At 56.4% G+C, this 25,961-nt stretch carries 22 protein-coding genes and 1 pseudogene; 13 read left to right on the forward strand and 10 right to left on the reverse strand.

What is annotated here, in order from left to right; translation table 11 throughout:
* Positions 1–32: 32 nt before the first annotated feature.
* The 3 genes from IM299_RS06515 (at position 33) to IM299_RS06525 (ending at position 1,311) form a co-directional block, all read left to right on the forward strand.
* Positions 33–362, forward strand: a complete 330-nt coding sequence (locus IM299_RS06515; RefSeq protein WP_028012246.1) for a type II toxin-antitoxin system RelE/ParE family toxin — start codon at positions 33–35, stop codon at positions 360–362.
* A complete protein-coding gene (locus tag IM299_RS06520) occupies positions 343–630 on the forward strand; it encodes a helix-turn-helix domain-containing protein (protein WP_028012247.1) in 288 nt (95 codons plus the stop codon). The genes IM299_RS06515 and IM299_RS06520 overlap by 20 nt, the downstream gene beginning before the upstream one ends.
* A gap of 78 nt (positions 631–708) precedes the next feature.
* Positions 709–1,311 (forward strand): hypothetical protein, encoded by a 603-nt coding sequence (locus tag IM299_RS06525; RefSeq protein ID WP_045630342.1) that lies wholly within the window; start codon positions 709–711, stop codon positions 1,309–1,311.
* A 27-nt stretch (positions 1,312–1,338) separates the two neighbouring features.
* Here IM299_RS06525 and nfsB read toward each other — a convergent pair whose 3' ends face one another.
* The 3 genes from nfsB to IM299_RS06540 form a co-directional block, all read right to left on the reverse strand.
* Positions 1,339–1,992: an oxygen-insensitive NAD(P)H nitroreductase gene (gene nfsB / locus IM299_RS06530; protein ID WP_193357189.1), complete on the reverse strand. Its 654-nt coding sequence runs from the start codon at positions 1,990–1,992 to the stop codon at positions 1,339–1,341.
* A gap of 120 nt (positions 1,993–2,112) precedes the next feature.
* Positions 2,113–2,481: an MmcQ/YjbR family DNA-binding protein gene (locus IM299_RS06535; protein WP_193357190.1), complete on the reverse strand. Its 369-nt coding sequence runs from the start codon at positions 2,479–2,481 to the stop codon at positions 2,113–2,115.
* Positions 2,471–3,061: a TetR/AcrR family transcriptional regulator gene (locus IM299_RS06540; RefSeq protein WP_028012251.1), complete on the reverse strand. Its 591-nt coding sequence runs from the start codon at positions 3,059–3,061 to the stop codon at positions 2,471–2,473. The genes IM299_RS06535 and IM299_RS06540 overlap by 11 nt, the downstream gene beginning before the upstream one ends.
* 190 nt (positions 3,062–3,251) lie before the next feature.
* Here IM299_RS06540 and IM299_RS06545 point away from each other — a divergent pair, with 190 nt between their 5' ends.
* Complete coding sequence (locus tag IM299_RS06545; protein ID WP_047362673.1) at positions 3,252–4,355, forward strand: RomA family MBL fold metallo-hydrolase; 1,104 nt, start codon at positions 3,252–3,254, stop codon at positions 4,353–4,355.
* A gap of 32 nt (positions 4,356–4,387) precedes the next feature.
* The gene (locus tag IM299_RS06550) at positions 4,388–4,729 is read left to right on the forward strand and encodes a RamA family antibiotic efflux transcriptional regulator (RefSeq protein WP_028012253.1); all 342 of its coding nucleotides are present in this window, start codon (positions 4,388–4,390) and stop codon (positions 4,727–4,729) included.
* Between the two features lie 56 nt (positions 4,730–4,785).
* Here the strand turns inward: IM299_RS06550 and IM299_RS06555 are convergent, their stop codons facing one another.
* Complete coding sequence (locus IM299_RS06555) at positions 4,786–5,034, reverse strand: DUF1158 domain-containing protein (RefSeq protein ID WP_193357191.1); 249 nt, start codon at positions 5,032–5,034, stop codon at positions 4,786–4,788.
* A gap of 488 nt (positions 5,035–5,522) precedes the next feature.
* Here IM299_RS06555 and IM299_RS06560 point away from each other — a divergent pair, with 488 nt between their 5' ends.
* The 3 genes from IM299_RS06560 to IM299_RS06570 all read left to right on the forward strand — a co-directional run bounded on the left by IM299_RS06560 (position 5,523) and on the right by IM299_RS06570 (position 12,544).
* Entirely contained in the window at positions 5,523–8,231 is a 2,709-nt protein-coding gene (locus IM299_RS06560) for a cation-transporting P-type ATPase (RefSeq protein ID WP_193357235.1), read from the forward strand.
* 83 nt (positions 8,232–8,314) lie between these two features.
* A complete protein-coding gene (locus tag IM299_RS06565) occupies positions 8,315–9,379 on the forward strand; it encodes an efflux RND transporter periplasmic adaptor subunit (protein WP_193357192.1) in 1,065 nt (354 codons plus the stop codon).
* A gap of 9 nt (positions 9,380–9,388) precedes the next feature.
* On the forward strand, positions 9,389–12,544 hold the full coding sequence (locus IM299_RS06570) for an efflux RND transporter permease subunit (protein ID WP_193357193.1): 3,156 nt from the start codon (positions 9,389–9,391) through the stop codon (positions 12,542–12,544).
* Here the strand turns inward: IM299_RS06570 and IM299_RS06575 are convergent.
* Positions 12,474–13,595 carry a YbdK family carboxylate-amine ligase gene (locus IM299_RS06575; RefSeq protein ID WP_048956957.1) on the reverse strand — a complete coding sequence of 374 codons (1,122 nt, stop codon included), beginning with the start codon at positions 13,593–13,595 and terminating at the stop codon, positions 12,474–12,476. The two genes, IM299_RS06570 and IM299_RS06575, sit on opposite strands and share 71 nt — an antisense overlap.
* 104 nt (positions 13,596–13,699) lie before the next feature.
* Here IM299_RS06575 and IM299_RS06580 point away from each other — a divergent pair, with 104 nt between their 5' ends.
* A complete protein-coding gene (locus IM299_RS06580) occupies positions 13,700–14,590 on the forward strand; it encodes an oxidoreductase (protein ID WP_193357194.1) in 891 nt (296 codons plus the stop codon).
* A 53-nt stretch (positions 14,591–14,643) separates the two neighbouring features.
* On the opposite strand, the gene IM299_RS06585 is transcribed toward IM299_RS06580, so the two are convergent.
* Genes IM299_RS06585 through IM299_RS06595 form a run of 3 tightly spaced genes read right to left on the reverse strand, consistent with a single transcriptional unit; the run spans position 14,644 to position 15,933 of the window.
* On the reverse strand, positions 14,644–15,078 hold the full coding sequence (locus IM299_RS06585; RefSeq protein WP_193357195.1) for a hypothetical protein: 435 nt from the start codon (positions 15,076–15,078) through the stop codon (positions 14,644–14,646).
* Positions 15,075–15,431, reverse strand: coding sequence for a tlde1 domain-containing protein (locus IM299_RS06590; RefSeq protein ID WP_193357196.1), 357 nt, complete (start codon positions 15,429–15,431; stop codon positions 15,075–15,077). Before IM299_RS06590 ends, IM299_RS06585 begins: the two co-directional genes overlap by 4 nt.
* A gap of 10 nt (positions 15,432–15,441) precedes the next feature.
* Positions 15,442–15,933, reverse strand: coding sequence for an Hcp family type VI secretion system effector (locus IM299_RS06595; RefSeq protein WP_193357197.1), 492 nt, complete (start codon positions 15,931–15,933; stop codon positions 15,442–15,444).
* Positions 15,934–16,462: 529 nt separating this feature from the next.
* Between IM299_RS06595 and IM299_RS06600 the strand changes: the two genes are divergently transcribed.
* The 4 genes from IM299_RS06600 (at position 16,463) to IM299_RS06615 (ending at position 22,103) form a co-directional block, all read left to right on the forward strand.
* On the forward strand, positions 16,463–16,900 hold the full coding sequence (locus IM299_RS06600) for a DcrB-related protein (RefSeq protein WP_045630349.1): 438 nt from the start codon (positions 16,463–16,465) through the stop codon (positions 16,898–16,900).
* A 17-nt stretch (positions 16,901–16,917) separates the two neighbouring features.
* The gene (locus tag IM299_RS06605) at positions 16,918–21,084 is read left to right on the forward strand and encodes an RHS repeat-associated core domain-containing protein (RefSeq protein ID WP_227013048.1); all 4,167 of its coding nucleotides are present in this window, start codon (positions 16,918–16,920) and stop codon (positions 21,082–21,084) included.
* A complete protein-coding gene (locus tag IM299_RS06610) occupies positions 21,081–21,458 on the forward strand; it encodes a hypothetical protein (protein ID WP_193357198.1) in 378 nt (125 codons plus the stop codon). Before IM299_RS06605 ends, IM299_RS06610 begins: the two co-directional genes overlap by 4 nt.
* A gap of 429 nt (positions 21,459–21,887) precedes the next feature.
* The gene (locus IM299_RS06615) at positions 21,888–22,103 is read left to right on the forward strand and encodes a hypothetical protein (protein WP_227013049.1); all 216 of its coding nucleotides are present in this window, start codon (positions 21,888–21,890) and stop codon (positions 22,101–22,103) included.
* A gap of 1,565 nt (positions 22,104–23,668) precedes the next feature.
* On the opposite strand, the gene IM299_RS06620 is transcribed toward IM299_RS06615, so the two are convergent.
* Positions 23,669–24,106 (reverse strand): phospholipase D family protein, encoded by a 438-nt coding sequence (locus IM299_RS06620; protein ID WP_370567629.1) that lies wholly within the window; start codon positions 24,104–24,106, stop codon positions 23,669–23,671.
* Between the two features lie 636 nt (positions 24,107–24,742).
* A pseudogene (locus IM299_RS06625) lies at positions 24,743–25,863 on the reverse strand (IS3 family transposase).
* Positions 25,864–25,961 lie beyond the last annotated feature (98 nt).

A 25,961-nucleotide genomic window follows, 5' to 3' on the forward strand; every position in this document is an offset into this window, starting at 1 on the left:
TTATATGCTAATATCATCAGGGATGAAATATCGTGTTCAGACTTATCGTTCATGAGGCGGTAAGGGAAGAGATTCTCTTACTACCTGCTGGGGTGAAGGCGAAGCTGATTCGCCAGCTTGATAAATTGCGTTTAAACCCGACGGCTCTTCGGGAACCTGACAGCAAACCATTGCCGCATGGCCTGTTTGAAATAAGGACCGTTGGGCTGATCCATACCCGAGGTATCTATGTTTACCAGCGGGAAAAGACGATTTTTCTTTTGCGCGTGTTTGTTAAGAAGACGCAAAAAACGCCCTCTGCTGAACTTCGTCTGGCACTGAAGCGACAACAGGAGATGTTGGATGAGCAAGAAGATTATTGACTGGGATGAACTCAGGGCTGAACTGTTAAGCGATTCAGAGGTTCAGGCTTCCTTTGATGCAGAAGAGCGCAAGGAGCGTTTGCGGGAGATGCTGGCGCAATGGCGCAATCATGCTGGCCTGACGCGCGCCCAGGTGGCGGAGCGGATGGGCGTCAGCGCACCAACGGTATCAAGAATGGAAGCGAATATTACCCGGGCGAGTCTCGATACATTAACGCGTTATGCGCTGGTGTGCGGGATAAAGCATCCGCAGATTACGCTCTATTGATGCTTAATCAACTTGCTGAATTTACGCGATTTCTATTGGAAGTTAAGTTGACTATACTTATGCGATGAGAAACAACTAATGTCGCCACTAATGATTGATTCCGCAGAGTTCAGCCAAAAACTCGGGCTTATCTCCCGAAACGTCGAACATACCGAAGCATTTCTGGCGCGGGGTACTGCGGATTTTCATCTGCCGGGGTTCTTGCTGCCTGTCGGATACCGGCTTTTAAAATCGCGTTATGGTGATGAATATCGTCTCGTGACTACCGATGACGGTAAGCCTTATACGGCGTATGCCGTGAAGCTTACATTTCATAAAGAAAATACCTTTCCCCACGGTGCCGCCACGCAGGTGATGGTATGGCGTACCCCGCGCGCCGTCCACCAGCGCGTAATAAGCGGATTACCGCAATTATTTTTCCAGTGGGTGCTCAGCGAATACGATATCGTAGTCTCAGACAGCGAGCAAACGGGGGACGGGCAACGGTTCTGGCTGCGCATGATCGACTGGGCGTTCACCATGAACTATCGCATTAGCGTAGCAGACGGTACAGTGGGAGAAGAATGGACGTTAACGCCCGTAAACTCTTACGCCGAGCTGGAAGAGCGCTGGATTGCCTTTGCCTGGGGAAGCGATCGCGATGTACATCCACACCGCAGGCTGGTCATCAGTAAAACGTAACGGGCCGCGTGCAGCGGCCCGTTTGAATCAGCACTCGGTCACAATCGTGCTCAGCGGCAGACGAGACTTCGGCAGCATGGCGTTAAAATCTTCCACGCTGTGATGCCCAACTGGCACCACCACCAGGCTGGTGAAGCCTTTCTCTTTCAGGCCAAACTCTTCATCCAGAATCGCCGCGTCAAAGCCTTCAATCGGCACCGCGTCCAGACCCATCGCGCCCACGCCCAGCAGGAAGTTACCGACGTTCAGGTAAACCTGTTTCGCCATCCACTGGTCGTCATCTTTCAGATCCACGCGGTGCATATCGGCGAAGTAGGTGCGGCCCTTATGGTTCGCGGCTTTAGCTTCCGGCGTGTTGAAACGGCCATCGGCCTCTTCCTGGTCGACAACGCGTTCCAGCCAGGCGTCGTCCATCGCGGTTTTCGCGCAGAAAACCACCACGTGAGAGGCGTCCAGCATTTTGCGTTCGTTGAACACGTAAGTGCCCGCGGCGGATTTCGCCACGCGGGCTTTACCTTCCTCGGTGCTGGCCACAATGAAGTGCCACGGCTGGGAGTTGGTGCTGGACGGGCTGTACTGCAGCAGGGTTTTGATTTTCTCTGCTTCTTCAGCGGTCAGTTTTTTGGTTGGGTCGAACGCCTTGGTAGAGTGGCGTTTCAGGGCGACAGAAATGATATCCATAACTACTCCTGGTAATGAAATTCGCCCGTGCGCGGGCGCGAAAGGAGAGCAGATTACCGCGCGAAGCGGCAAAAGATAAGTGCGATTCGAGCGGTTATACTGTTCGGCACAGACGAACAATCAGGCAGGGCGTATCCATTTCTGGTCTTTTTTCGGCAGCTTATCGACGACCAGGTTCCACGAATCCTCGATCAGGTCGGCGACCAGTTCTGGCGTGATGTCCTCGGTGCCGTAGAGCGAAATCCAGCGTTTTTTATTGAGGTGGTAGCCCGGCTCAACGCCACGGTAAATCTGCTGATTTAACAGGGATTTTTCCGGGTCGGATTTCAGGCTAACGTGGGGGCGTCCGTGAGCGGTGGCCATCAGCATAAAAATTTTCCCGCCCACCTTAAACACGTCGTACTCGGGGCCAAACGGCCAGCAGTGTTCGGTGAAAGGCATCTCCAGCGCGACGCGTTTTGCGTGCGCCTGCAGGGATTTACTGTCCATCGTTATCCTCCTGAGCCAGCCCGCGCCACATGGCTTCAAAACCCAGCGCTTTAAAATCGGTGGCGCGGGACGGATCGCGGGTGGCAAACTCCATGGTGGTTTCCGCCAGCGATAAGAAAAGCGCATCGCCAAACGTTTTGAATTCATCGGACATAAACACCGGGCGCACCGAACGGCGGCATAGCTCGTGAAGTTCCGGGAACATCTCTTTCACCGCCTGTTCCGTTTCAGCGCTTAGCTTTTCACTCACGCCAATCTGGCGGATCGCCGCATGCGCCACGGGGTTACGAATCCCCCAGTCCACGTAGCTGTTCCAGATATTGCGGGTATGCTCTTTAGGAAGCGTGAGGGTGCGATCGAGGTTCGCCAGCATGGTCTGGCAGAGATCCTGCTTGAGGTGCAGGTAAAGGGCATTCAGCAGATCGTCTTTTGTAGCAAAGTAGCGAAACAGCGTGCCTTCAGCGACGCCCGCATTACGGGCAATTAACGCCGTTGAGGCGGCAATACCTGACTGTGCAAATGCCACCGTCGCGGCTTCCAGTAAGGCCTGTTTTTTATCTTCACTCTTCGGACGTGCCACTAAATTTTTCCCCCTTTCAATTATAAAAACCCTGATTGAAACACGTGCTTTGACACGCTGCAACGCGGAATGTCAAAGATCGAAAACGTCTTGACGACTTTATCATCATATCTATAATGAGTGCTTACTCACTCATAATCAAGTTTCCCTCGCGTAAACCATCGGATGGCGCGCGTTTTCGGGTCAGGATATGAAAAAGCCTCTCTTCATCTGCGTGGTGTTCCTCATGATTATTGCTTCAGCTGCGAGTTTACCGTTTGTTCTGAATGCCGGATTTGGCCAGCCGCCGCAGGGTGCGCAGCTCACGGAAGTGGAGGCTTCTCCGCACTATCGCGACGGGAAGTTCCACAACGCGCTCCCGACGCCTGGCTTTACCGGGCAGCAAAACATGCTGGTGGCGTGGTGGCAGTTCCTGACCCGTAAAACCGAAAACGCTCGTCCGGCGCAGCCGCTGCCGCTGGTGAAAACCGATCTGGCGAGCCTGCCTCTGGAGCAGGATACGCTGGTGTGGCTCGGCCACTCCTCGTGGTATATGCAGCTGGCGGGAAAACGCATTCTGATCGACCCGGTCCTCGGCAACTACGCCGCGCCGTTCTCGTTCCTCAATAAAGCGTTTGCGGGAGAGTATCCGTGGCGCGCGGAGAGCATGCCGGAAATCGACCTGCTGATTATCTCGCACGATCACTACGACCATCTGGACTACGCCACCATCCGGGCGCTGCTGCCGAAGGTGAAGCGCGTCGTCACGCCGCTCGGCGTGGGATCCCACCTGCGCTACTGGGGAATGAAGCCTGAGATTATCGACGAACGGGACTGGAACCAGTCGGTGCACATCAGCGATGCGCTGACGGTTCACGTCCTGCCCGCGCGCCACTTCTCGGGGCGCGGCATTAAGCGTGACCAGACCCTGTGGGGCAGCTTCATGTTTGTCACGCGAGAGCAGAAGGTCTACTACAGCGGCGATTCCGGTTATGGCCCGCACTTTAAGGCCATCGGCGAACAGTTTGGTGAAGTGGATTTAGCCATCATGGAAAACGGCCAGTACGACCAGGACTGGAAGTACATCCACATGCTGCCGGATGAAACGGCGCAGGCCTCGGCGGACCTCAATGCGAAAGCGGTGGTGCCGGGGCATAACGGACGTTTCGTGCTGGCGAAACACACCTGGAACGATCCGCTGATCCAGCTGGCGCGGGCCAGCAAGGACAAAAATTATCGGCTGCTGACGCCGGAGCTGGGTGAGCCGGTCCGGGTGAGCGATAGCACGCAACAATTTCGTGAGTGGTGGGAATAATGTTGAACCAAGAAACAGAGGGGGAGAGCAGCATGACGATTTCCGCTCAGGTCATTGATACGATTGTCGAATGGATCGATGACAACCTACACCAGCCGCTACGCATCGAAGAGATCGCCCGCCACGCGGGTTACTCCAAGTGGCATTTACAGCGGCTGTTTATGCAGTACAAAGGCGAAAGCCTGGGGCGCTACATCCGCGAGCGCAAGCTGCTGCTGGCGGCGCGGGATCTGCGTGAATCTGACGAGCGCGTGTACGAAATCTGCCTGCGCTACGGCTTTGAATCGCAGCAGACGTTTACGCGCATCTTTACCCGCACCTTCCATCAGCCGCCCGGGGCTTACCGCAAAGAGAACCATAGTCGGGCGCATTGAAATTGACGAAACAAAGGCCGGGTAAGGCATCGCTGCTACCCGGCTTTTTTATTCGCCTACGACGCCAGTGAAAGCCAGCGGCGCCAGACGAAACGCAGGATGAAGAATTCGATAGCGCCGAGCAGTAAAAACCACACGCAGAACAAAATGGTGTAGAGCTGGTTCAGATCGACCATATGAAAGGTTTGAACCAGCTTCTGCGCCAGCACCAGACCCAGCGACGGCGCGGGTAGCAGTAAGCAAGAGATCAGGGCCATCAATAAAATGCCCCCCGCAGTCAGCAGCGATTCCAACGGGTGTTTCATCGTAATGTTAATCGTCAGTTAAAAATGTCATTGTCCAGCATCCTTTAACGTAAAGCAATATCAACCCGTCGGCCCTTTTTAAATTAAATAATTCCTTCCCCCGAAGAATAATGCGCGGAAGGAGAATAATTTAATCCTGATGATTAAATTAATATCGCGCTATGTAAATAAATGTCTGCATCACGAAAATAATTTTACAAACATATAGGTGCTATATCCAATTAACGTCGCAATAACAATGGCTGCGACAATGTATAACGCCAGGCGCCGTCCGCGATAAATACCAAACATGGTTCCCCCTCGTTTAGGATTGGTTTAGAAATATTTTGTAAAAATCAGCTCGTCGAAATAATTTTAATCAATTTTGAATAACCCAGTGGTAAATATATTGCGGTAGATCAATTTTACCCGCAAGACTTTAAAATCAATTTATTTAAGCCAGAAAGGAATTCAGGCTTCTGTTCACCGGATATTGAAGGAAAAATATGATGACCGAAAAAAAATACTCCCCAAACGTGCCGCCTTCCGGCGGGCTGGCATACCAGCAGACCGCAGAGCAGGTGCTTACCCACGTGCAGAGCCAGGCCAGCGGTCTGGATCGTGCAGAGGCGCAGGCGCGTCTGCAAAAAACAGGGCCGAACGCGCTGCCGGAGAAAAAAGGTAAACCCGCCTGGCTGCGTTTTTTGGCCCATTTTAACGATGTGCTGATTTACGTTCTGCTGGCCGCCGCGGTATTAACGGCGGTAATGGGTCACTGGGTCGATACGCTGGTAATTTTGGGCGTGGCGGTCATCAATGCGCTAATTGGCCATATTCAGGAAAGCAACGCGGAAAAATCGCTGAAGAGTATTCGCAATATGCTTTCCAGTGAGGCGCGCGTTATTCGCAACGGCAACCATGAAACCATACCAACGACGGAAATAGTTCCGGGCGATATTATTGTATTGCGCGCGGGGGATCGTATTCCGGCGGATATGCGTTTAATCGAAGCGCATAATTTACGCGTGGAGGAGGCGATTCTGACCGGTGAGTCCACCGTGGTGGATAAACACACGAATTCGCTGAGCGGCGAATTACCGCTGGGCGACCGCACCAATATGGTTTTTTCCGGGACGACCGTGAGCGCAGGCGGCGGCGTCGGCGTGGTCACCGCGACCGGTAAGGATACGGAACTCGGCCACATCAACCAGATGATGGCAGGCATTGAAAAGCACCGTACCCCGCTGCTGGTGCAGATGGACAAGCTCGGTAAAGCCATCTTCGTCATTATTCTGGCGATGATGGCCGCGCTGTTCGTCTTCAGCCTGATGTTCCGCGAGATCCCGATGGGCGAGCTGCTGCTCTCCCTGATCAGCCTGGCGGTCGCCTCCGTACCGGAAGGCCTGCCGGCGATTATCTCCATCATCCTCTCCCTGGGCGTACAGGCGATGGCACGCAAGCGGGCGATTATCCGCAAGCTGCCGACGGTTGAAACGCTGGGCGCGATGACCGTGGTCTGCTCGGATAAAACCGGGACCCTGACCATGAACGAGATGACGGTAAAAGCCATTATCACCGCCGACGTCTGCTACCGCGTGGACGGTAACAGCTACGAGCCGGTAGGCAATATCTACCTGGAAGGCAGCGACGAGCCGGTGCAGATCCAGCCGGGCACCGTCCTGGAGCAGTACCTGCGCACCGTTGACCTGTGCAACGACAGCCAGCTGATTCAGGACGAGCGCGGCCTGTGGGGCATTACCGGTGGGCCGACCGAGGGCGCGCTGAAGGTGCTGGCGGCGAAGGCCAGCCTTGAGCCGGTGGCGACCACGCTGGTTAACAAGATCCCGTTCGATTCTCAGTACAAGTACATGAGCACCCACTACCAGATTGGCTGTGAGGAGCAGATTTTGATTACCGGCGCGCCGGACGTCATTTTCGCCCTATGCAACCAGCAGCAGACGCGCAACGGTGCGGAAGCCTTCAACCGCGCGTACTGGGAAACGGAGATGGAGCGCTATGCGCGTCAGGGGCTGCGCATGGTTGCCGCGGCGTTCAAGCCGGCGAACGGCGAACAGGCGTTAACGCACGACGACCTGAGCCACGGCCTGATTTTCCTCGGCATTGCCGGAATGATGGATCCGCCGCGCCCGGAAGCGATTGATGCGATTAACGCCTGCCAGCAGGCGGGGATCCGCGTCAAGATGATCACCGGCGATCACCCGCAGACGGCGATGAGCATCGGCCAGATGCTGGGGATCAGCAACAGCGAGCAGGCGGTCACCGGCTATCAGCTGGAGAAAATGAACGATGCCGAGCTGGCGGAAGCGGCGGTGAAATATGACATCTTTGCCCGTACCAGCCCGGAGCATAAGCTGCGCCTGGTGAAAGCGCTGCAGGACAAAGGTGAAATCGTCGGCATGACCGGTGACGGCGTAAACGATGCCCCGGCGCTGCGCCAGGCGGACGTCGGCATCGCGATGGGCATTAAGGGCACGGAAGTCACCAAAGAGGCGGCGGACATGGTCCTGACGGACGATAACTTCGCCACCATCGCCAGCGCGGTGAAAGAGGGGCGTCGCGTTTACGACAACCTGAAGAAAACCATCCTGTTCATCATGCCGACCAACCTGGCGCAGGGGCTGCTGATTGTGATTGCGCTGCTGGCGGGGAACATCATTCCGCTAACGCCAGTGCTGATTCTGTGGATGAACATGGCGACCTCCGCCACGCTCTCCTTCGGCCTGGCCTTTGAGGCCGCCGAGCGCAACATCATGCGCCGCCCGCCGCGCCAGACCGGGCAGCACGTGATGGATGCCTACGCCGTATGGCGCGTGGCCTTCGTCGGCACCATGATTGCGATTGCGGCGTTTGCCCTGGAAGCCTGGCTGGCCCCGCGCGGCCACAGCGCGGAGTTCATCCGCACCGTGCTGCTGCAGATGCTGGTCTGCGCCCAGTGGGTGTACATGATTAACTGCCGCAACACCGAAGGGTTCTCCCTCAACCGCGGCCTGCTGGCGAACAAAGGGATCTGGCTGGTAACGGGCGTGCTGTTCCTGCTCCAGGCGGCCATTATCTACCTGCCGTTTATGCAGATGCTGTTCGGCACCGAAGCGCTGCCGCTGCGCTACTGGTTCGTGACGCTGGCGGTGGCTGGGGTGATGTTCTTCGTCGTCGAAATCGAGAAGCGACTGACCCGCAGGTTCCGTAAGGCTGCATAACGAAAATCTTACCCCTCACCCTAACCCTCGCCCCTTTGGGGAGAGAGCCGGGGTGAGGGGAGAAACAACGCTGAGGTACTCCCATGAAACTTCCACTCCTGTTCGCCCTTCTTGTCAGTACCCTGCAACCCGTCTTCGCCGCCGCGGTCCCCGTTCGTGTCGCCACCGTGGAGCAGACCGCCCATGCCGCCGAGCGCCAGATCCCGGGCCGCATCGAAGCCATTCACACCGTTGAGCTGCGCGCGCGTACGGAAGGCGTGATAACGAAAATCAACTTCCGCGACGGGCAGTACGTGAAAAAAGGCGACGTGCTGTTTGAGCTGGACGACGCCGAGCCGCGTGCCGCCCTGCGTCTGGCGCAGGCTGAAGTGAGAAGCGCTGAAGCCACGCTGCGTCAGGCGCAGCAGCAGCTTTCCCGCTTCGAAAGCCTGGGCAGCAGCAACGCCATCAGCCGTCACGACGTGGATAATGCCCGCATGCAGCGCGACGTGGCGAGCGCCGCGCTGGAGCAGGCGAAAGCCCGGCTCGACACCCGCAGCGTCACCCTGAACTACACCCGCATCACCTCGCCGATTGACGGTCGCGTGGGCCACAGCCAGTTCCACGTGGGCAGCCTGGTGAATCCTGCCAGCGGCGTGCTGGTGGAGGTGGTGCAGCTCGATCCCATCCGCATCGCCTTTGCGCTGGAGGAGGGGGCGTTTGCCGCCAAAGCCGGACAGCACGCGGATATCAGCGCCATGAAGCAGGCCTGGCAGGCGCTGATCGACAGCAACGGTCAGCGCGTCGGCGGGGAACTCACCTCCGTGGACAACCGCATCGATCCGCGCACCGCCAGCGTGATGCTGCGCGCCGAGTTTGCTAACCCGCGCCACCAGCTGCTGCCCGGCGGCAACGTGAATGTCTATTTGCGTCCGGCGAGCGAGCAGCCGGTGCTGACGCTGCCTGCCGCCGCGGTCCAGCAGAACGGCGACGGGTTCTTCGCCTGGGTGGTTAACGCCGACGGCAACGCCGAAAGGCGCCCGCTGAACGTGTCCGGGCAGATCGGCCAGCAGTTTCAGATTGCCTCCGGCGTGAAGCCCGGTGAGCGAGCGATTACTGACGGCGCGCAGCGCGTGCAGCCCGGCGCTGCCGTCCAGATACTCAATTAAGGAGCCATCATGCTGACGTTTTTCATCAAACGCCCGCGCTTTGCGATGGTGATTGCGCTGGTCATCACCCTGCTGGGGGCCATCGCGCTGAGGATTATCCCGGTGGAGCAGTACCCGCAGATCACGCCGCCGGTGGTGAATGTGTCAGCGTCATGGCCGGGCGCTAGCTCGGCTGACGTAGCGGAGGCCATCGCCACGCCGCTGGAGACCCAGCTGAACGGCGTGGATCACATGCTCTATATGGAATCCACCAGTTCGGACGAAGGCACCTATAGCCTGAACATTACCTTTGCTGCGGGCACCGATCCGGATCTCGCCGCCATCGACGTGCAGAACCGCGTGGCGCAGGCCGTGGCGCAGCTGCCGACCGAGGCGCAGCAAAACGGCGTGCAGGTGCGCAAGCGCGCCACCAACCTGATGATGGGGGTAAGCCTTTACTCACCGAACAACACCCACACGCCGCTGTTCGTCAGCAACTACGCCAGCACCCAAGTGCGCGAGGCGCTGTCGCGTCTGCCGGGCGTCGGGCAGGTGCAGATGTTTGGCGCGCGCGACTACAGCATGCGCATCTGGCTGCGTCCGGACCGCATGAACGCGCTTAACGTGACCACCGACGACGTGGCGCAGGCGCTGCGCGAGCAGAACGTGCAGGGGGCGGCAGGCCAGGTCGGCACGCCGCCGGTGTTTAACGGCCAGCAGCAGACCCTGACCATCAACGGGCTGGGGCGCTTAAACCAGGCCGAAGATTTTGCCGACATTATCATCCGCGCGGGTGAGATGGGTCAGCTGGTGCGCCTGAAGGACGTGGCCACCATCGAGCTTGGATCGCGCAGCTACAGCTCCGGTGCGCAGCTGAACGGGCACGACTCTGCCTACCTCGGCATCTACCCGACGCCGTCAGCCAACGCCCTGCGCGTGGCCGACGCTGTGCGCGCGGAGTTGGAGCGTTTGTCCACGCGTTTCCCGGACGATCTCGTCTATGAAGTCAAATTCGACACCACCTCTTTTGTTGCCGCCACCATTAAGGAGATCGGCGTCTCGCTGGCGCTGACGATGCTGGCCGTTGTGGTGGTTGTTTCCCTGTTTCTGCAAAGCTGGCGCGCAACGCTGATTGTCGCGCTCGCCATTCCGGTGTCGCTGGTGGGCACCTTCGCGGTGCTCTACACGCTCGGCTACTCCGCCAACACCCTCAGCCTGTTTGCCATTATTCTGGCGCTGACCATGGTGGTGGATGACGCCATCGTGGTGGTGGAGAGCGTCGAAACGCTGATGGCGGAAGGGCAGAGCCGCACGGCGGCGACCGCGCTCGCCCTGCGCCAGATCGCCGGGCCGGTCATCGCGACGACGCTGGTGCTGCTGGCGGTGTTTGTGCCGGTGGCGCTCCTGCCGGGGATCGTCGGCGAGCTGTACCGCCAGTTCGCGGTGACGCTCTCCACCGCCGTGACGCTCTCAAGCCTGGTGGCGCTGACCCTGACGCCCGCCCTGTGCGCGATGCTGCTGCGTCCGCGCCCGGAGAAACCTGCGGCAGTCTATCGCGCCTTTAACCGTGGGCTGGACGCCACGCGCAGTTTCTACACCCGCATTGTTCGTGTCTTAAACCTGCGCCCGTGGCTGGCGCTGCTGGCCACCGCAGGCGCGGCGGCCGTGGTGGCGTTCAGCTTTACGTCGATGCCCAAAGGCTTCCTGCCGCAGGAAGACCAGGGCTACTTCTTCGCCAGCGTCCAGCTGCCGGAAGCGGCCTCGCTGGAGCGCACCGAGGCGGTGATGACCACCGCGCGGGAGCTGATCGCCAGAGATCCGGCGGTGGAGGACGTGATTCAGGTGTCCGGATTTAACATCCTCAACGGCACCAGCGCCTCCAACGGCGGGTTTATCTCCATCATGCTGAAGGACTGGAGCGAGCGCCCGCCGCTGGACGAGGTGATGGGGAGCCTGCAGCGCCAGCTGCTGGCCCTGCCGGAGGCGACCATCATGACCTTCGCGCCGCCGACGCTGCCGGGGCTGGGCAACGCCTCGGGCTTCGACCTGCGTATTCAGGCGCAGGCGGGGCAGAGCCCGGCGGAGCTGGAGCGCGTGACGCGTGAGGTGCTGGCGAAAGCTAACCAGCATCCGCAGCTGAGCCGCGTGTTCACTACCTGGAGCAGTAACGTGCCCCAGCTGACGCTGACCGTTGACCGCGAGCGCGCCGCGCGCCTCGACGTGCCGGTGTCTCGCATCTTCAGCAGCCTGCAAACCGCCTTTGGCGGCACGCGCGCCGGGGATTTCAGCATCAACAACCGCGTCTACCACGTGGTGATGCAAAACGAGATGCAGTGGCGCGAGCGCGCCGAGCAAATCAGCGAGCTGTTCGTGCGCAGCAACGGCGGCGAACGGGTGCGCCTGAGTAACCTGGTCACTATCACGCCGACCGTCGGCGCGCCGTTCCTGCAGCAGTACAACCAGTTCCCTTCGGTGTCGGTGAGCGGCTCGGCGGCGGCTGGGGTGAGCAGCAGTACCGCGATGGCGGTGATGGGGCAGCTTCTTGCCGAGAACCTGCCAGCCGGGTACGACTACGCCTGGAGCGGCATGTCGTATCAGGAGCAGCAGACCGGCAACCAGGCGATCTGGATTGTGCTGGCGGCGGTGGTGATGGCGTGGCTGTTCCTTGTCGCCCAGTACGAGAGCTGGACGCTTCCGGCGAGCGTGATGCTCTCGGTGCTGTTCGCCCTCGGCGGGGCGCTGGTCTGGCTGTGGATAGCGGGCTATGCCAACGACGTGTACGTGCAGATAGGTCTGGTGCTATTGATAGCCCTCGCCGCCAAGAACGCGATCCTGATCGTCGAGTTTGCCCGCGCGCGGCGCATGGACGGGATGGCGATTGTCGATGCGGCGCGGGAAGGGGCGTCGCGCCGCTTCCGGGCGGTGATGATGACTGCCGTGTCGTTTATTATCGGCGTCCTGCCGATGATGCTGGCGACCGGGGCGGGTGCCCAGAGCCGCCGCATTATCGGCACCACGGTGTTCAGCGGCATGCTGGTGGCGACCGTGGTGGGGATTGTGTTCATCCCGGCGCTGTTCGTGCTGTTCCAGCGCCTGCGCGAGTGGGGTCACGGCCTTACGGACTCGTCGCCCACAGATCGCAGTGCTTCTGAACCAGAGAAATCAGCGAGCCGCCGTCAGAAATAAAGTCCCGCATGCGCTGCGCCTCGCTCTTGCCCTGCTTTAACAGCAGGGCAATTTCATTGATGGCGCTCGTCGCGCCGAGCTTCTCGGCCGACGGCGCAACCTGCTCCAGCAGCCAGGCGATATCTTCCGCCACGGTTTTGTGCTCGCCGCTATGCACGTCCGTCAGGATCCCCTCCAGCCCGTAGCGGCAGGCCTGAAAACGGTTAAAGCGGTACAGCAGAAAATCTTTTTCCTGATGCTTATAGGGCCGCGCGGTCAGCAGCCAGTGCGACGTCGCCTGAATCAGTCCGGCAATGTTGATCGCATGGCCGAGCGTCAGCGGCGTATCCATCACCCGCACCTCCACGGTGCCGAAGTGCGGGCTGGGGCGGATGTCCCAGTGCAGATCTTTAATGCTGTCGATCATGCTGGTGGAACTCAGGCGGCGGAACAGCCCCTCGAACTCCTGCCAGCTGTTGACCCACGGCATCTGGCCGTTATCCGGGAACCCGGAGAAGATGTTGAGCCGCGATGAGGCGAACTTCGTGTCCGTGCCCTGCATATAAGGCGAGGCGGCGGCCAGGGCGATAAAGTGCGGCACGAAGCGCGACAGGCCGTGCAGGAGGTAAATCGCGTCGTCCCCGGTTCGGCACCCCACGTGTACGTGCTGGCCGAACACCGTTGCCTGCAAAATCAGGTAGCCAAAGCGCTCCAGCGTGACGTTATAGCGCTCGTCGTCGCACACCTCCTGACGCTGCCACTTCTGGAACGGGTGCGTCCCGCCGCCGCAGATCTGAATGTGCTGATCCGCCGCCGCGCGCAGGATGCTCTGCTGCATCACCGAGAACTGTGCCGCCGCCTGGTCGATGTTCTGGCACACGCCGGTGGCGATTTCGAGCATGCTTTCGGTGATGTCGTGTTTGACTTCGCCCCCTTTGATGTCGTCTTTGACGGCGGCGATGAGGGCAGAGGAGTCCTGGCTCAGATCGTAGCCCGGCGGGTTAACCACCTGCAGTTCAAGCTCGATGCCGAGGGTAAAAGGTTCAGAGGATTTGAAATCAGGTAAAGGCATGGCGCACTCCGTTGTCTGTGAATGTTGAGTATAGACAACGGGTGTGGCGCGCTCGTCTCAGGGTGGTATAACTGATAGCAGGCTTAGCAAAAGGGGAGTGACTCATGTCTGACCATCCAACCATTGCGCTGATTGGTCCCGGTGCGATTGGCACCACCATTGCCGCGGTGTTGCATGACGCTGGCCGCACGCCGCTGCTGTGCGGACGCACAGCGCATCCGGAATTACGCCTGCGCTACGATGAGGGGGAAACGGTGGTGCCCGGTCCGGTATTAACCGACCCGACGGCCATCACGCATCACGTTGACCTCGTGTTTATCGCGGTAAAAACGACGCAAAATGCCGACAGCGCCGGGTGGCTGCGCGCGCTGTGCGATGAAAATACCGTGGTCTGCGCCCTGCAAAACGGCGTAGAGCAGAAGGCGCAGCTTGAGCCTTTGGTCAGTGGCGCAATGGTGCTGCCGTCGGTGGTCTGGTTCCCGGCGCAGCGCGAGCCGGATGCCTCCGTCTGGCTGCGCGCCAAACCGCGCCTGACGCTGCCGGACGTGCCCCAGGCGCAGCGGGTGGTCGAAGCGCTTCGTGATACGCGCTGCGCGGTTGAGCTCTCGGAAGATTTCCCCACCGTCGCCTGGCGCAAGCTGCTGCAAAACGCGGTCGCCGGGCTGATGGTGCTGGCCAACCGCCGCGCCGGGATGTTCAGGCGCGAGTATATCAGCGAGCTGGCCCTGGCCTACCTGCGCGAAGGGCTGACCGTCGCCCGCGCTGAGGGGGCGAAGCTGAACGATGACGTGGCGCAGGAGATCCTGGCGAACTTCCAACGCGCGCCCGTGGATTTAGGTACGTCGATTCTCGCTGACCGTCAGGCGGATCGCCCGATGGAGTGGGATATCCGCAACGGCGTGATCCAGCGCTACGGCCGCAAACATGGGATTGCGGTGCCGATTAGCGACGTGGTGGTGCCGCTGCTGGCGGCGGGGAGCGAGGGGCCGGGGTGAGATAGGGTCTGGTTAGAAGGAAAGACCCGGCCGTTGTGCGCCGGGTAACTCTCTTACTTACCCTGACGGGCTTTTTCTGCGTTTACCTCTTCCATTGTTGCTTCCAGGATCCAGAGGCACTGAGCACCCTCAACCGTATCCAGCAGCGCCCGGCGGGTGCGCTGATAGAACGCATCGACTTCTGCGGGGGATTTCTCTAAAGGCGGTGTGCAGACGATATCGGTGCCAACCATGTGTGGCCATTTTCCCGCGTCAATGGTCCGGAGCGCTTCCAGCGTGGCGCTGGTGTTTGTTGTGAGCGCTTCGGCCAAAGCATCCTCCAACTGTTGCGCCTGTCTGACGTCAGTCGTGGCAGCCAGCGTGGGTGCTTGCGCAATCCAGTTTGCATCACCTGAGGCAATACCATGAAGCGCTGATGGCCAGTCAATGCTGGCTGCAATGGCTGGGACGGTAAGTGTAAAAAGCAGCAGGACGAGCGGGTATTTCATCGCACAACCTCAAGCTCACCGCCGTCACGAAGGATTTTACGTCGCGTTGACGGTGAGAGAATGATGCACCCCTCAGAAGCAAATCCGGCTGGACCGTACTTATGGTCACCATGAATGCGGAACTCTGAGCGACCAAAACTCTCTCCGGAGATTTGCTCAAGAATGATAGTAATTGGTCCTTTTGAATTCGAATGACCCGCAATTTTATATGTACCGCGCGGTAGTGGACCCAGCCCCTTCACATGCTGACGGTCCGGGTTGTTTTTATTGGTGAGGGCGCCAGAATATCCTGTCTCAATTAATTTGCCGTCTTTATACATCTTGCCGGTTGATTGCTCATACTTCCATCCCATAACGTTCTCCTTATGCCGTCTTGCGGTCGTTCCAGCTATCTGAATGCATGATGTTACCGTCCACGTAGCGCCAGGTTATTTTTTCATACAGCAACTCTACCAGCTCAATATGGTTATGCTTCTCGTAGTCAGGATCTTTGATATCAAGCATCATTGGACAGACGCTGGCTATCTTTACGCCTTCCATAAGGGTGGAAAAATATTCCACTTCCTGACCAGCATCGTTGATACGGTAGAACTTTATCTCTGCGGATTTTAGCTTCTGGCCCGTGCTAACAGCCTTGTACAAATAGGGGCTGGAAGCGTCGATTTCTTTATCGAAAGAATAGGGGGAATGGATGCGCAGACTTGTCGCCTTGCCGTTATGCTTGTCCGTGGGCTGCATTATGCCGTGGTTCAGCGCGATAATTTCGATACTGCCTGCACGACCATATATATCGACAGAACCTTTTATGTCCGCGCCTCCGTCGTCTTTGAGCCATAAATAAGCGGGAATAGCCATTTGTTTAAAACTCCTTTAAAGGAAATCCTGATAAGATCTTATGGTTTAGTTGGTTATGTAACCAGCGCAACGCTAGCGCTTATAAAATAGGCCGTCAATTTTGTACAGTGTGGATATAAACCGATCTGCGGTTTCGTTGATACAAATTAAGAAAGGATGGGATCTTGCAGTTTGGATCTGAATAAATTCTTAATGATTAATACGGAGGCTTTGCTTAAATAATAATTAAGTGAATGTTGATTGAAAATGTAATAAATACTTGAACGGTTATTGGATATTTTATCTGTTTGACGATTTGTTAGTTGTTTAAAAACTCATAACGGCTCGTCAGAATATCCGCTAATCCATAGCGATACGCCTGGTAATGGTTTACGAGGTACAGCAGAAATTCCCGTCCTGATACTCATAAGGCCACGTGGTCAGCGGCCAGTACGACCACGCGGCCGCGGGGCAATAATCTGGGGATAGTCAGCCTTAAACACATATGCGAAACTTACCGCTTCTGAAAAAATGTGGTGGGACCCGCTCAATGTCAGAACCAACTTCGCAGTGCCTTTTCAGTGAAGGACTGATCGCTTTTCCTGAAGGTTATCAGGATCGTACCGTCAACGTATTCGCGCTGCCCGCTGCGGATGCGCCAGCGTTCAACATCTCCCGCGATGCCCTCAACCCCGGCGAAGCGCTTGCCGCGTATATCGATCGCCAGCTCGCCCTGATGGAAAAACACATCAAGGGCTGGAAGCAGGGGGAGCGCAGCGCCGCTACCCTGGGCGACGGCCTTTTGCAGGGTGAAACCGTCCATGCGAGCTACCTGCGCGACGGAAAACGCATCTGGCAGCAGCAGGCCGTATTTAACGTCGACAACGATAAAATTCTGGTGTTCACCATGACCTGCACCCGCGCGCCGGGCGATGCCGACCGCGCGCTGTTTGGCGATCTTCTCAGGAGCTTCCGTTTCCATCATTAACATCAGGGACCGTTGTTATGTTTGAAGCTGCACGCGTAGGTGATGATATCGGCCACTCCGGTGCGCTGGCCGGGATGATTGCCGGAACGATTGTCGGGGGCCTGATTGCCGCCGCCGGGGGCATTCTGGCGGGGGCGATGTTTATTGCGGGACTCGGCGCATCCTGCCTTGGCGTGGGCGTCCTGCTCGTCGGCGCCAGCCTGGCCGTGGGGTACTACACCGGGGAGCTGGCGACCGCCGCCCGGGACAGCATCGCGGACGCCGGGGCATCCAGCATGACGAAGAAAGGCGTCATCACCTCCGGCTCGCCCAATGTGTTTATCAACGGTAAACCCGCCGCCATGGCCACGGACAGCGCGGTGAAGTGCTCTGACGACGGCTCGCAGCAAATGGCCGAAGGCTCCTCGCGTGTTTCCATTAACGGCCTGCCTGCGGCCCGCATCGGGGATCGCACCACCTGCGACGCGAAGGTGATGACCGGTTCGGACAACGTCATTATCGGCGGCGATCCGCAGCAAACCCTGCCCATTCAGTCTGAAGTCCCCGAGTGGCTGTATAAAGTCTCCGATCTTACCCTGCTGTTCGCCGGGTTGATTGGCGGGTGGGGCGGTGCCGCCGGCAAAGTCGGGGCGCTCTCTAAGCTGCTGGGGAAAATTCCCGGGATCAATAAGCTGGCCCGTATCGCCTGCCGCGCCGGCACGCTGATGACCGGCGTGGCCGCCGCGGGGATCATCGCCCGCCCGGTGGATATCGTCAGCGGACAGAAGTTTCTCAGCGGGGATGATGAGCTGGACTTCATCCTCCCTTTCCGTCTTCCTGTGCGCTGGCAGCGTTACTGGCGCAGCGGCAACCCCGGCGACAGCGTGCTGGGCCGCGGCTGGAGCCTGTTCTGGGAAAGCCGCCTGGAGCCTTATCAGGACGGCCTGGCGTGGCGCGCGCCGTCCGGCGATTACGTCGCCTTCCCGAAGGTCCCGAAAGGGATGCGCACCTACTGTGAAAGCGAAAAGAACTGGCTTGAACACCATCAGGACGACAGCTGGTCGGTGTATGACGTCAGCGGCGAGCGCTGGCACTATGCGCCGCTGCGGGAGGATGCTCCGTCACTGCTCCAGCGCGTCTCTGAACCCTGCGGCAACGATATCCTCTTCGAGTGGAATGCGGATAATACCCTGCATGCTCTGACCGACAGCGAGGGCCAGCGCGTGGTCTGCCGCTACGACCGCGACAGGCTCGTCGGCGCCTGGCTGGATGACGAGATCTGCCTGGTCAGTTACGCTTATGATGAACAGCGCCAGCTGGTCTGTGTGACCGGCCGGGGCGGTAGCGTGCGCCGACGCTTCCGCTGGCAGGACGGGCTGATGAGCGCCCACGAGGACGCCAACGGCCTGCTGAGCGAATACCGCTGGCGGGAGATTGACGGCCTGCCGCGCGTGGTCGGCTTCCGCCACAGCGGCGGCGAACAGCTGACGTTCGAATACGATTTTGATAACGGCACCCGCCGTGCGACCCGCGAAGACGGCGCGCAGGCGCACTGGCTGGTTGATGACGACGACAACGTCGCACGCTTCACGGATTACGACGGTCGCCAGACGACATTTGTCTACCGCGACGGCGAGCTCTGCGACGTCATCCTGCCCGGCGGGGCGATGCGCCGCAGCACGTGGGACAAATACGGCCGCATGACCAGCGAGACGGACCCGGCGGGCCGCCGCACGGAGTATCACTGGTATCGTCTGACCGACCGCATCACCCGCACGGTGTACCCGGACGGTACCTCATCGCAGGCCATGTACGATCTTCGCGGTCGCCTGCTGTCGGAGACGGATCCGGCCGGTAGCACCACCGCGTATCGCTATCCCGATGATGAAGAAAACCTGCCGGAGAGCATCACCGACGCCACGGGCGGCGTGGTGCGTCTGGTCTGGAACCACCAGGGGCTGCTGACGCAGCGCACCGACTGCTCCGGCAGCGTGACCCGCTTCACCTACGACCGCTTCGGGCAGCTGATTGCCAGCGAGGATGCGGAAGGGAACATCACGCGCCGGGAGTGGAGCCGTGCCGGGCTGCTGAGTGCCGTGATCCACCCGGACGGCAGCCGCGAGTCGCTGGTGTGGAACGAACGCGGCCAGCTCACGGGCTGGCGCGACCCGCTGGAAAGCGAGGTGAACTGGACCTATAACGCGCTCGGCCTCCCGGTCAGCCTCACCGACCGTATTGGCCGCGTGCGCCAGTGGCGCTACGACCCGCGCGGTAACCTGCTGCGACTCGATAACGGCAACGGGGCGGAATACCGCTTCACTTACGACGCCGTGGGCCGCCCGCTCAGCGAAACGCGCCCGGACGAGACCGTGCGCCATATGGAATGGGACGCGCGAGGGTTCCTCTGCGCGCTCGAAGAAAACGGCCGGCCTGCCGCCGACGGCGGTATTGCCCGTCGCGTCCAGCAGTTTAGCTATGACGACAGCGGGCTGCTGATCGGGCGCACTCAGCGCCACGCGGAGTACCGCTACTTCCGCGACCTGAGCGGCCAGATCGCCCGCATCCGCCGCACGCCAACCGCTGAAGGCGTTGCCCTGGGTATCGAAAGCGATGAGATCGCTTACCGCCACGACGCCGCCGGGCGCGTGCTGAGCGAATCCGGTATTAACGGTGAGGTAAGCTACGAATGGGATGCCCTGAGCAACCTGACCGGCCTGACGCTGCCCGGCGAGCAAAAGCTGGCCTGGCTGCACTACGGCTCCGGCCACGTCAGCGCCATCCGCTTCGGGCAGCAGCTGGTGACCGAGTTCACCCGCGACCGCCTGCACCGCGAGGTGCGCCGCACCCAGGGCGCGCGCGAGCAGTTCCGTCAGTATGACAGCCTCGGCAGACGCACCCTGCAGCGCAGCGAATTGAGCACGGACGTGACCCTGCCGGAGCAGGCGATACTGGAACGTCTGTATCGCTATACCGCGCGCGGTGAGCTTTCCGGCGTCAGGGACACCCTGCGCGGTGAGGTGGACTACGGCTACGACGCCGAAGGGCGCCTGCTCAAGCACTACGAGGCCCGACAGGGGCACAGCCGGGCGCAGTTCAGCTATGACGCCGCGGATAACCTCGCCGCCGGTGACGATGCGGTACCGGTCACGGATAACCGCCTGCAGCACTGGCAGGCGCTGTTCATGAAATACGACCACTGGGGCAACCTGGTCAGCCGCCGCAACGGGCTGTATGAACAGCATTATGCGTATGACGCCGAGAACCGTCTGGTGTCCGCCCGGGGAACCGGGCCGGAAGGGCGGTTTGAGGCGCGCTATCACTACGACGCGCTGGGCCGCCGCACGCGCAAAATCGTCACCACGACGCACGGCACCACCGACACCCGCTTCCTGTGGCAGGGCTACCGCCTGCTGCAGGAGCAGCAGGAGAGCGGGCTGTGCAGCACCTATGTATATGACCCGAATGAAGCCTGGAGCCCGCTGGCGCGGGTGGATCATCTTCGTGACCAGAGCAGCGGTGAGATTTACTGGTTCAATACCGACCTGAACGGCGCGCCGCTGGAGGTCACAGACGAGCATGGTGCGGTGCGCTGGAGCGGCCAGTACGGCAGCTTTGGCGAGGTGCGCCATCAGAGCGAAGGGTTCTCTCGGGTTGTGAATCGCACGGCGATGGCGCACCAGCCGCTTCGCTATGCCGGGCAGTATGCTGATGGTGAGACGGGGCTGCATTATAACCTGTTCCGCTACTACGACCCGCAGGTCGGGCGGTTTATTGTGCAGGATCCGATTGGGTTGAATGGTGGGTGGAACCTTTATCAGTATGCGCCGAATCCGTTGGGGTGGATTGATCCGCTTGGATTATGCAAGACAGAATCTAATGCTGGTGGAAAAAATCCTAATCCTCCAGGGCAGGGGTACCACAATGAGACTTATGCTCCTAAGCCAGTTAAACCAGAGGATGCCCTTAATCGTTGGGATGATTTCCTTGGCCCCGGCCCCCATACAAATATCCATCCAAGAACTGGATTACCAGACCCAGACCGAATCGTATCGGCTGACGGTAAGAGAAGTATCCGTTATGGTAACCATGAAATGAATAGTAAACCAACTAAACATCATTACCATGAAGAAACGTGGACATTAGACCCTGCAAATAATGTCATGAATGTTGATAATCTTGTTGTGAGAGTACCGATACTAAAATGACAAACATAACAGTAGTAAAATTTGATGGAAATAAAGTAGAGTTCACTTCATCTTTAGGCAATGGAGTGGCTGTATGGTGTGGTGAACCACCGGAAGTAAGTGGTAGTTATAATGTCGAATTTGATGTAGATGACATTTTTAAATGGGGCTTGAATATTAATGATGTTTGTCAGGAGACACCTGAAATCAAGGTGGATGGTGATGGAATGTTATTTGTTTCTCAGGTCATCTCTTATGAGAGTGACGGGGTTTTAACTGTTTCATTAGGTGGTCAGATCATTTTTTTAGATGTTGAGTCCTACCCAGGTGGTAGTAAATTTGTTTCGTTTTCAACAGCCATAAAAAATATCTCATTGTATCCTTTTGAAGTGTAGATTGAAACTGAGAAGAACTTACCTGTACCACTACTAAGACCTAAAGGTTGGGCAGTTAATTGTGCAGGATCCGCTTAGGTTGAATGCAGTGTGGAATCTTTTACAGTATGCACTGAATCCGCTGGGGTGGTTTGCTCCGTGCGGGTTATGTAATGGTAATATTGTCATAAGAGCGGTGACGCCTAGAAACCCGAGAGTATGTGAGCGGATAAAAAACAATAAGTACAACAGATTAGCATAAAATAATACCGGCCTAACATATTGCAGGTGCTACGCATTCGCGTGACTCTTGGATTTCCTCCACCAAAAGCCAGGCATCAGCAGAGAATTTACAAACACCGTTTACTCGAAATGCTGCTGCGGCGCATCAGGAAGTATTGATTTTTGGTGAGATTCCTCACGAAGCCATCATATTTAAATAGGTGATTTATGTTAAGTAATGTAAAGAAAAAAATAATTGATAATGATTTTGTTAATAATGTTAGAATTCATATGGTTTTCAATGATGAACAGTATAATGACTTGGTTTCTAGTTTAGAGGAGCTTGCTAACTTATTGAAAAATAATGAGCCCATAGATAAAGAATTAGCTTTGTATTTATATACAATACCTCAAAATGATAAGAAATGCGTACGCGAGTTTTGAAAAAGTGGAAAACAAACCAGATTTGCTTTTTAAATTAGAAGATGCATGGATAGAGTTAGACTCGCTGGTAATAAACTGTTTAAGCTAAAAAGAATGAAGGCCGGGTGAGAGATTCGTCCGGCTTTGATATGATATAATCCTTTCTTGAACCACAAACATATAATTAATAATCCATCCTCTACTACGACCCGCAGATCGTACGGTTTATTGTGCAGGATCTGATTGGGTTATGTAAGGAATATGAAGTTAGAGGTAACAATTCATACCAGACGCGGGTTGAACCTCATTATCCCGGAAGACCTCATTATGCATTCTAAATAGATAACAGAACATGAGTATCAGGAGTACTTATTTCAAACTGCGATATAAGAAATACCAAGAGCTTTGGAGTCAATAATCTGATATGCATAGGGTTCATTAAGTAAAAGCAAATTATATAGAATAAAAGGAGTGGGACAGTTACCGAAAATAAAGTAAACCTAGATTAAAGCATTTCCTGAGCATGTGAATTATAAAGGAGATGCAATAATACATTAACATGTCGATTTTGGAACATATGGTATACCCGAATCTAGACGTACTCATGTTGGCAATGGTGATGTTTGTGCCATTCGGCTCGCGCTGGATGGATACCCGCCGGGCTAAATCTATTTCATTGTATCGAGGCATGGTGAACCTTTCCAACGACTGTGTATGTATACAGTATAAATCGTTCAGGATTATCCGCAAGATGTCCTTCAGGCTGACATTGTTGTCCTGAAAAAGTGTGTAACATTACACACCAAAAGAACCCCTTCGGCTCCTGCCTGTTCCGGGCAGTCGTCAAGCCGCACTTCGCTAACCCGCTGCCCGCACCGGCTAAGCTACGCCGAACCCCCTGCGGGGTTTCGGGCTGCTCGGTAGCGTCTGAGGTATTTCAACCCGCCACGCCCTGCGCCGGACTCGCCTAAAAGGTTAACCGTTCGCCCCGCCCGTGTGGGATAGCTTCGCTATCCTCTGACTAAACCCTTTCAGCGCCGCAGCGTAAGTGGCGCTACGTCCGGGCGTGCTGGCTCTCATTTTCTCCTGTGTTCCCTTCCCCTTCGTATCAGCTTCCGGTAATCCTGAAAGGATTGCACGTCAGGGGATAAAAGCCTGGTTGGAGTCGAATAAAAAAAGCCCCATCCGGAGACGGAGCTTTCAACAATGTGTTTGTTAATGATTTACCATAGTTATGATCCATCCAAAAAATGAGATAATGGATAGAACATATATTGCTAATGTTATGTTTATATTGGTTTTATAACTAACCAATCCAACTATCCAGACTATTAAATAGATTAATGAAACTATGTAAATGTTAAATCCTGAAAGCGTTGCCATATAAATGCAGACAACATGAAAGATTGCCAGCGGAAAGCCAATTTTTGCTATCAACTTGTTACGATTATAATAATATATTGCGCCAATAACTATTATAATAATGTAAAATATGTATCGAAATTCCATTGAAAAATCCTTTTTAATACAAGTGTGAAATTATGCATCTGGATAATATCACTCTAGTTATAACTGGTTAAGGTTATTTACCAGTTTTCAGATTCTGTCCAGGGCCTGTTAAATTCCCCGAGGTATGTTGCGGCCAGCTCCGGAACATCCTTAATCAGCAGAACGTTTTCGGCGTTGCGGCTTACGGCACTGGCCGTGTAGTTAAACGAGCCTGTTTGTACCGTAACGTCACCGATCACCATAAATTTATTGTGCATGATGGCGTACTGACCGTTAAGGCGCACCGGCACGCCCTGATTAGCCAGGAACGTAACTGCAGTGTACCTGTCGTAATTGGCCTTTTCATCGGTCACAACCCGGACAGAAACCCCGCGCCTTTTGGCGGCAACCAGTGCTGTGGCTATCTGCTTACTGGGGAAGCTGTACGCCGCAACATCAATACAGTTACGGGCTTTCCTGATACCGCTTAAAACGACGTCTGATGCGCTGTGACTTGTTGCCAGGGAAAATCCCACCTCGATCTATTGGACAGTATGAGGAACGCTTTCCAATCAAGTTCTTAGTAAGCGGTTGGGAAAGTTTGGAATGGAAGCCCCATTATATTTCTGGCGATAGGGATGATGGCTGGAAAGAGAAGCTCTTGAAAGACTTTTTTTGAAGCCCTGGATGAATAAGGGCTTCAAAATTAACAATATTTTCAGTAACTGCCTACAAGCCCCAAAATTTCAAGGGAAGAGTCTAGTCAATACAGAAAAGCTTTATTAGATATATGCTCAAGACTACCCCGACAAGAAGAAATACCTTACCGTTGTCATGTCTGAAGTTTGCGATACCTGTTATTAAGCAAATTGGAGTAATTAATAAAATAATTGCATGCAGGAAAAGAAACATTCCCATGCCACTAAAATCAACACTTGATAGCATTCAGTTCACCATATCCCTGTTATTTTTGGTGTTATTATGCTCATGGATCACGCTATGTCCAGCTATTAAGATTGTCTGACTTCCTTTCAGATTCGTTCCAGAGCCTGTTAAATTGCCCCAGGTACGTCGCTGCCAGCTCCGGAACATCCTTAATCAGCAGCACGTTTTCGGCGTTGCGGCTTTCGGCACTGGCCGTGTTGACCTGCCCCCAGTATTAGATATAACCGTTAGTTAGTAATGTCGGTTTGTTTACCTTCACATTTTCCATTCTGCCACCGTGCTGCAAACTCTGATGGCGTCTGATAATTCATTGCTGAATGTGGACGACACTCATTATTATCCTGGCGCCAGTTATTAATGATTTTCCTTGCATGAACGATATCGCTGAACCAGTACTCATTCAGACATTCATCGCGAAATCGTCCGTTAAAGCTCTCAATAAATCCGTTCTGCGTTGGCTTGCCCAGCTGGATTAAACGCAACTCAACACCATGCTCAAAAGCCCATTAATCCAGTGCGTGGCAAGTGAACTCCGGCCCCTGGTCAGTTCTTATCGTCGCCGGATAGCCCCGAAACAGTGCAATGCTGTTCAGAATACGCGTGACCTGAACACCTGAAATCCCGAATGCGATGGTAATTGTCAGACACTCCTTCGTGAAGTCGTCCACACAGGTCAGGCACTTGATCCTGCGACCGGTGGCCAGTGCGTCCATGACAAAATTCATCGACCAGGTCAGGTTGGGTGCCGCCGGACGGAGCAGCGGCAGACGTTCTGTCGCCAGCCCTTTACGACGTAGCCTTCGTTTTACGCCCAGCCCGCTCAGATGATAAAGGCGGTACACGCGCTTGTGATTAACATGAAGGCCTTCACGGCGAAGTAACTGCCAGATGCGGCGGTAGCCAAAACGCCTGCGCTCCATTGCCAGCTCAGTGATGCGCCCTGATAAATGCGCATCACCCGCCGGACGCTGAGCCTCATAGCGGCAGGTCGACAGGGACAAACCTGTAAGCCTGCGGGCACGACGTTGCGACAGACCGGTCGCATCACACATAAACTCAACGGCTTCCTGCTTCTGGTCTGTCGTCAGTACTTTCGCCCCAGTGCCACCTGAAGTGCCTCCTTATCCAGCATGGCTTCAGCAAGCAGCTTCTTGAGTCTGGCGTTCTCTTCCTCAAGCGACTTCAGGCGCTTAACCTCGGGAACCTCCATACTGCCATACTTCTTACGCCAGGTATAAAAGGTGGCGTCGGAAATAGCGTACTTACGGCAGAGCTCACGGGCAGAAACCCCGGCTTCAGCCTCGCGGAGGATACTGATGATCTGTTCGTCGGAAAAACGCTTCTTCATGGGGATGTCCTCATGTGGCTTATGAAGACATTACTAACATTTTGGTGTGTTAATCAACGGGGAGCAGGTCACGCCAACCTTACCAGAAATTCAACAAA

This window comes from Enterobacter cloacae complex sp. P47BA (assembly GCF_014930485.1).
Classification (GTDB): Bacteria; Pseudomonadota; Gammaproteobacteria; order Enterobacterales; family Enterobacteriaceae; genus Enterobacter; species Enterobacter bugandensis.

Excerpts from the sequence above, each read along its gene's own strand:
- IM299_RS06520 (WP_028012247.1), top strand. The coding sequence starts at position 343 with ATGAGCAAGAAGATTATTGACTGGGATGAACTCAGGGCTGAACTGTTA.
- IM299_RS06525 (WP_045630342.1), top strand. The coding sequence starts at position 709 with ATGTCGCCACTAATGATTGATTCCGCAGAGTTCAGCCAAAAACTCGGG.
- nfsB (WP_193357189.1), bottom strand. The coding sequence starts at position 1,992 with ATGGATATCATTTCTGTCGCCCTGAAACGCCACTCTACCAAGGCGTTC.
- IM299_RS06535 (WP_193357190.1), bottom strand. The coding sequence starts at position 2,481 with ATGGACAGTAAATCCCTGCAGGCGCACGCAAAACGCGTCGCGCTGGAG.
- IM299_RS06545 (WP_047362673.1), top strand. The coding sequence starts at position 3,252 with ATGAAAAAGCCTCTCTTCATCTGCGTGGTGTTCCTCATGATTATTGCT.
- IM299_RS06550 (WP_028012253.1), top strand. The coding sequence starts at position 4,388 with ATGACGATTTCCGCTCAGGTCATTGATACGATTGTCGAATGGATCGAT.
- IM299_RS06555 (WP_193357191.1), bottom strand. The coding sequence starts at position 5,034 with ATGAAACACCCGTTGGAATCGCTGCTGACTGCGGGGGGCATTTTATTG.
- IM299_RS06560 (WP_193357235.1), top strand. The coding sequence starts at position 5,523 with ATGACCGAAAAAAAATACTCCCCAAACGTGCCGCCTTCCGGCGGGCTG.
- IM299_RS06565 (WP_193357192.1), top strand. The coding sequence starts at position 8,315 with ATGAAACTTCCACTCCTGTTCGCCCTTCTTGTCAGTACCCTGCAACCC.
- IM299_RS06570 (WP_193357193.1), top strand. The coding sequence starts at position 9,389 with ATGCTGACGTTTTTCATCAAACGCCCGCGCTTTGCGATGGTGATTGCG.
- IM299_RS06575 (WP_048956957.1), bottom strand. The coding sequence starts at position 13,595 with ATGCCTTTACCTGATTTCAAATCCTCTGAACCTTTTACCCTCGGCATC.
- IM299_RS06580 (WP_193357194.1), top strand. The coding sequence starts at position 13,700 with ATGTCTGACCATCCAACCATTGCGCTGATTGGTCCCGGTGCGATTGGC.
- IM299_RS06585 (WP_193357195.1), bottom strand. The coding sequence starts at position 15,078 with ATGAAATACCCGCTCGTCCTGCTGCTTTTTACACTTACCGTCCCAGCC.
- IM299_RS06590 (WP_193357196.1), bottom strand. The coding sequence starts at position 15,431 with ATGGGATGGAAGTATGAGCAATCAACCGGCAAGATGTATAAAGACGGC.
- IM299_RS06595 (WP_193357197.1), bottom strand. The coding sequence starts at position 15,933 with ATGGCTATTCCCGCTTATTTATGGCTCAAAGACGACGGAGGCGCGGAC.
- IM299_RS06600 (WP_045630349.1), top strand. The coding sequence starts at position 16,463 with ATGTCAGAACCAACTTCGCAGTGCCTTTTCAGTGAAGGACTGATCGCT.
- IM299_RS06605 (WP_227013048.1), top strand. The coding sequence starts at position 16,918 with ATGTTTGAAGCTGCACGCGTAGGTGATGATATCGGCCACTCCGGTGCG.
- IM299_RS06610 (WP_193357198.1), top strand. The coding sequence starts at position 21,081 with ATGACAAACATAACAGTAGTAAAATTTGATGGAAATAAAGTAGAGTTC.
- IM299_RS06615 (WP_227013049.1), top strand. The coding sequence starts at position 21,888 with ATGTTAAGTAATGTAAAGAAAAAAATAATTGATAATGATTTTGTTAAT.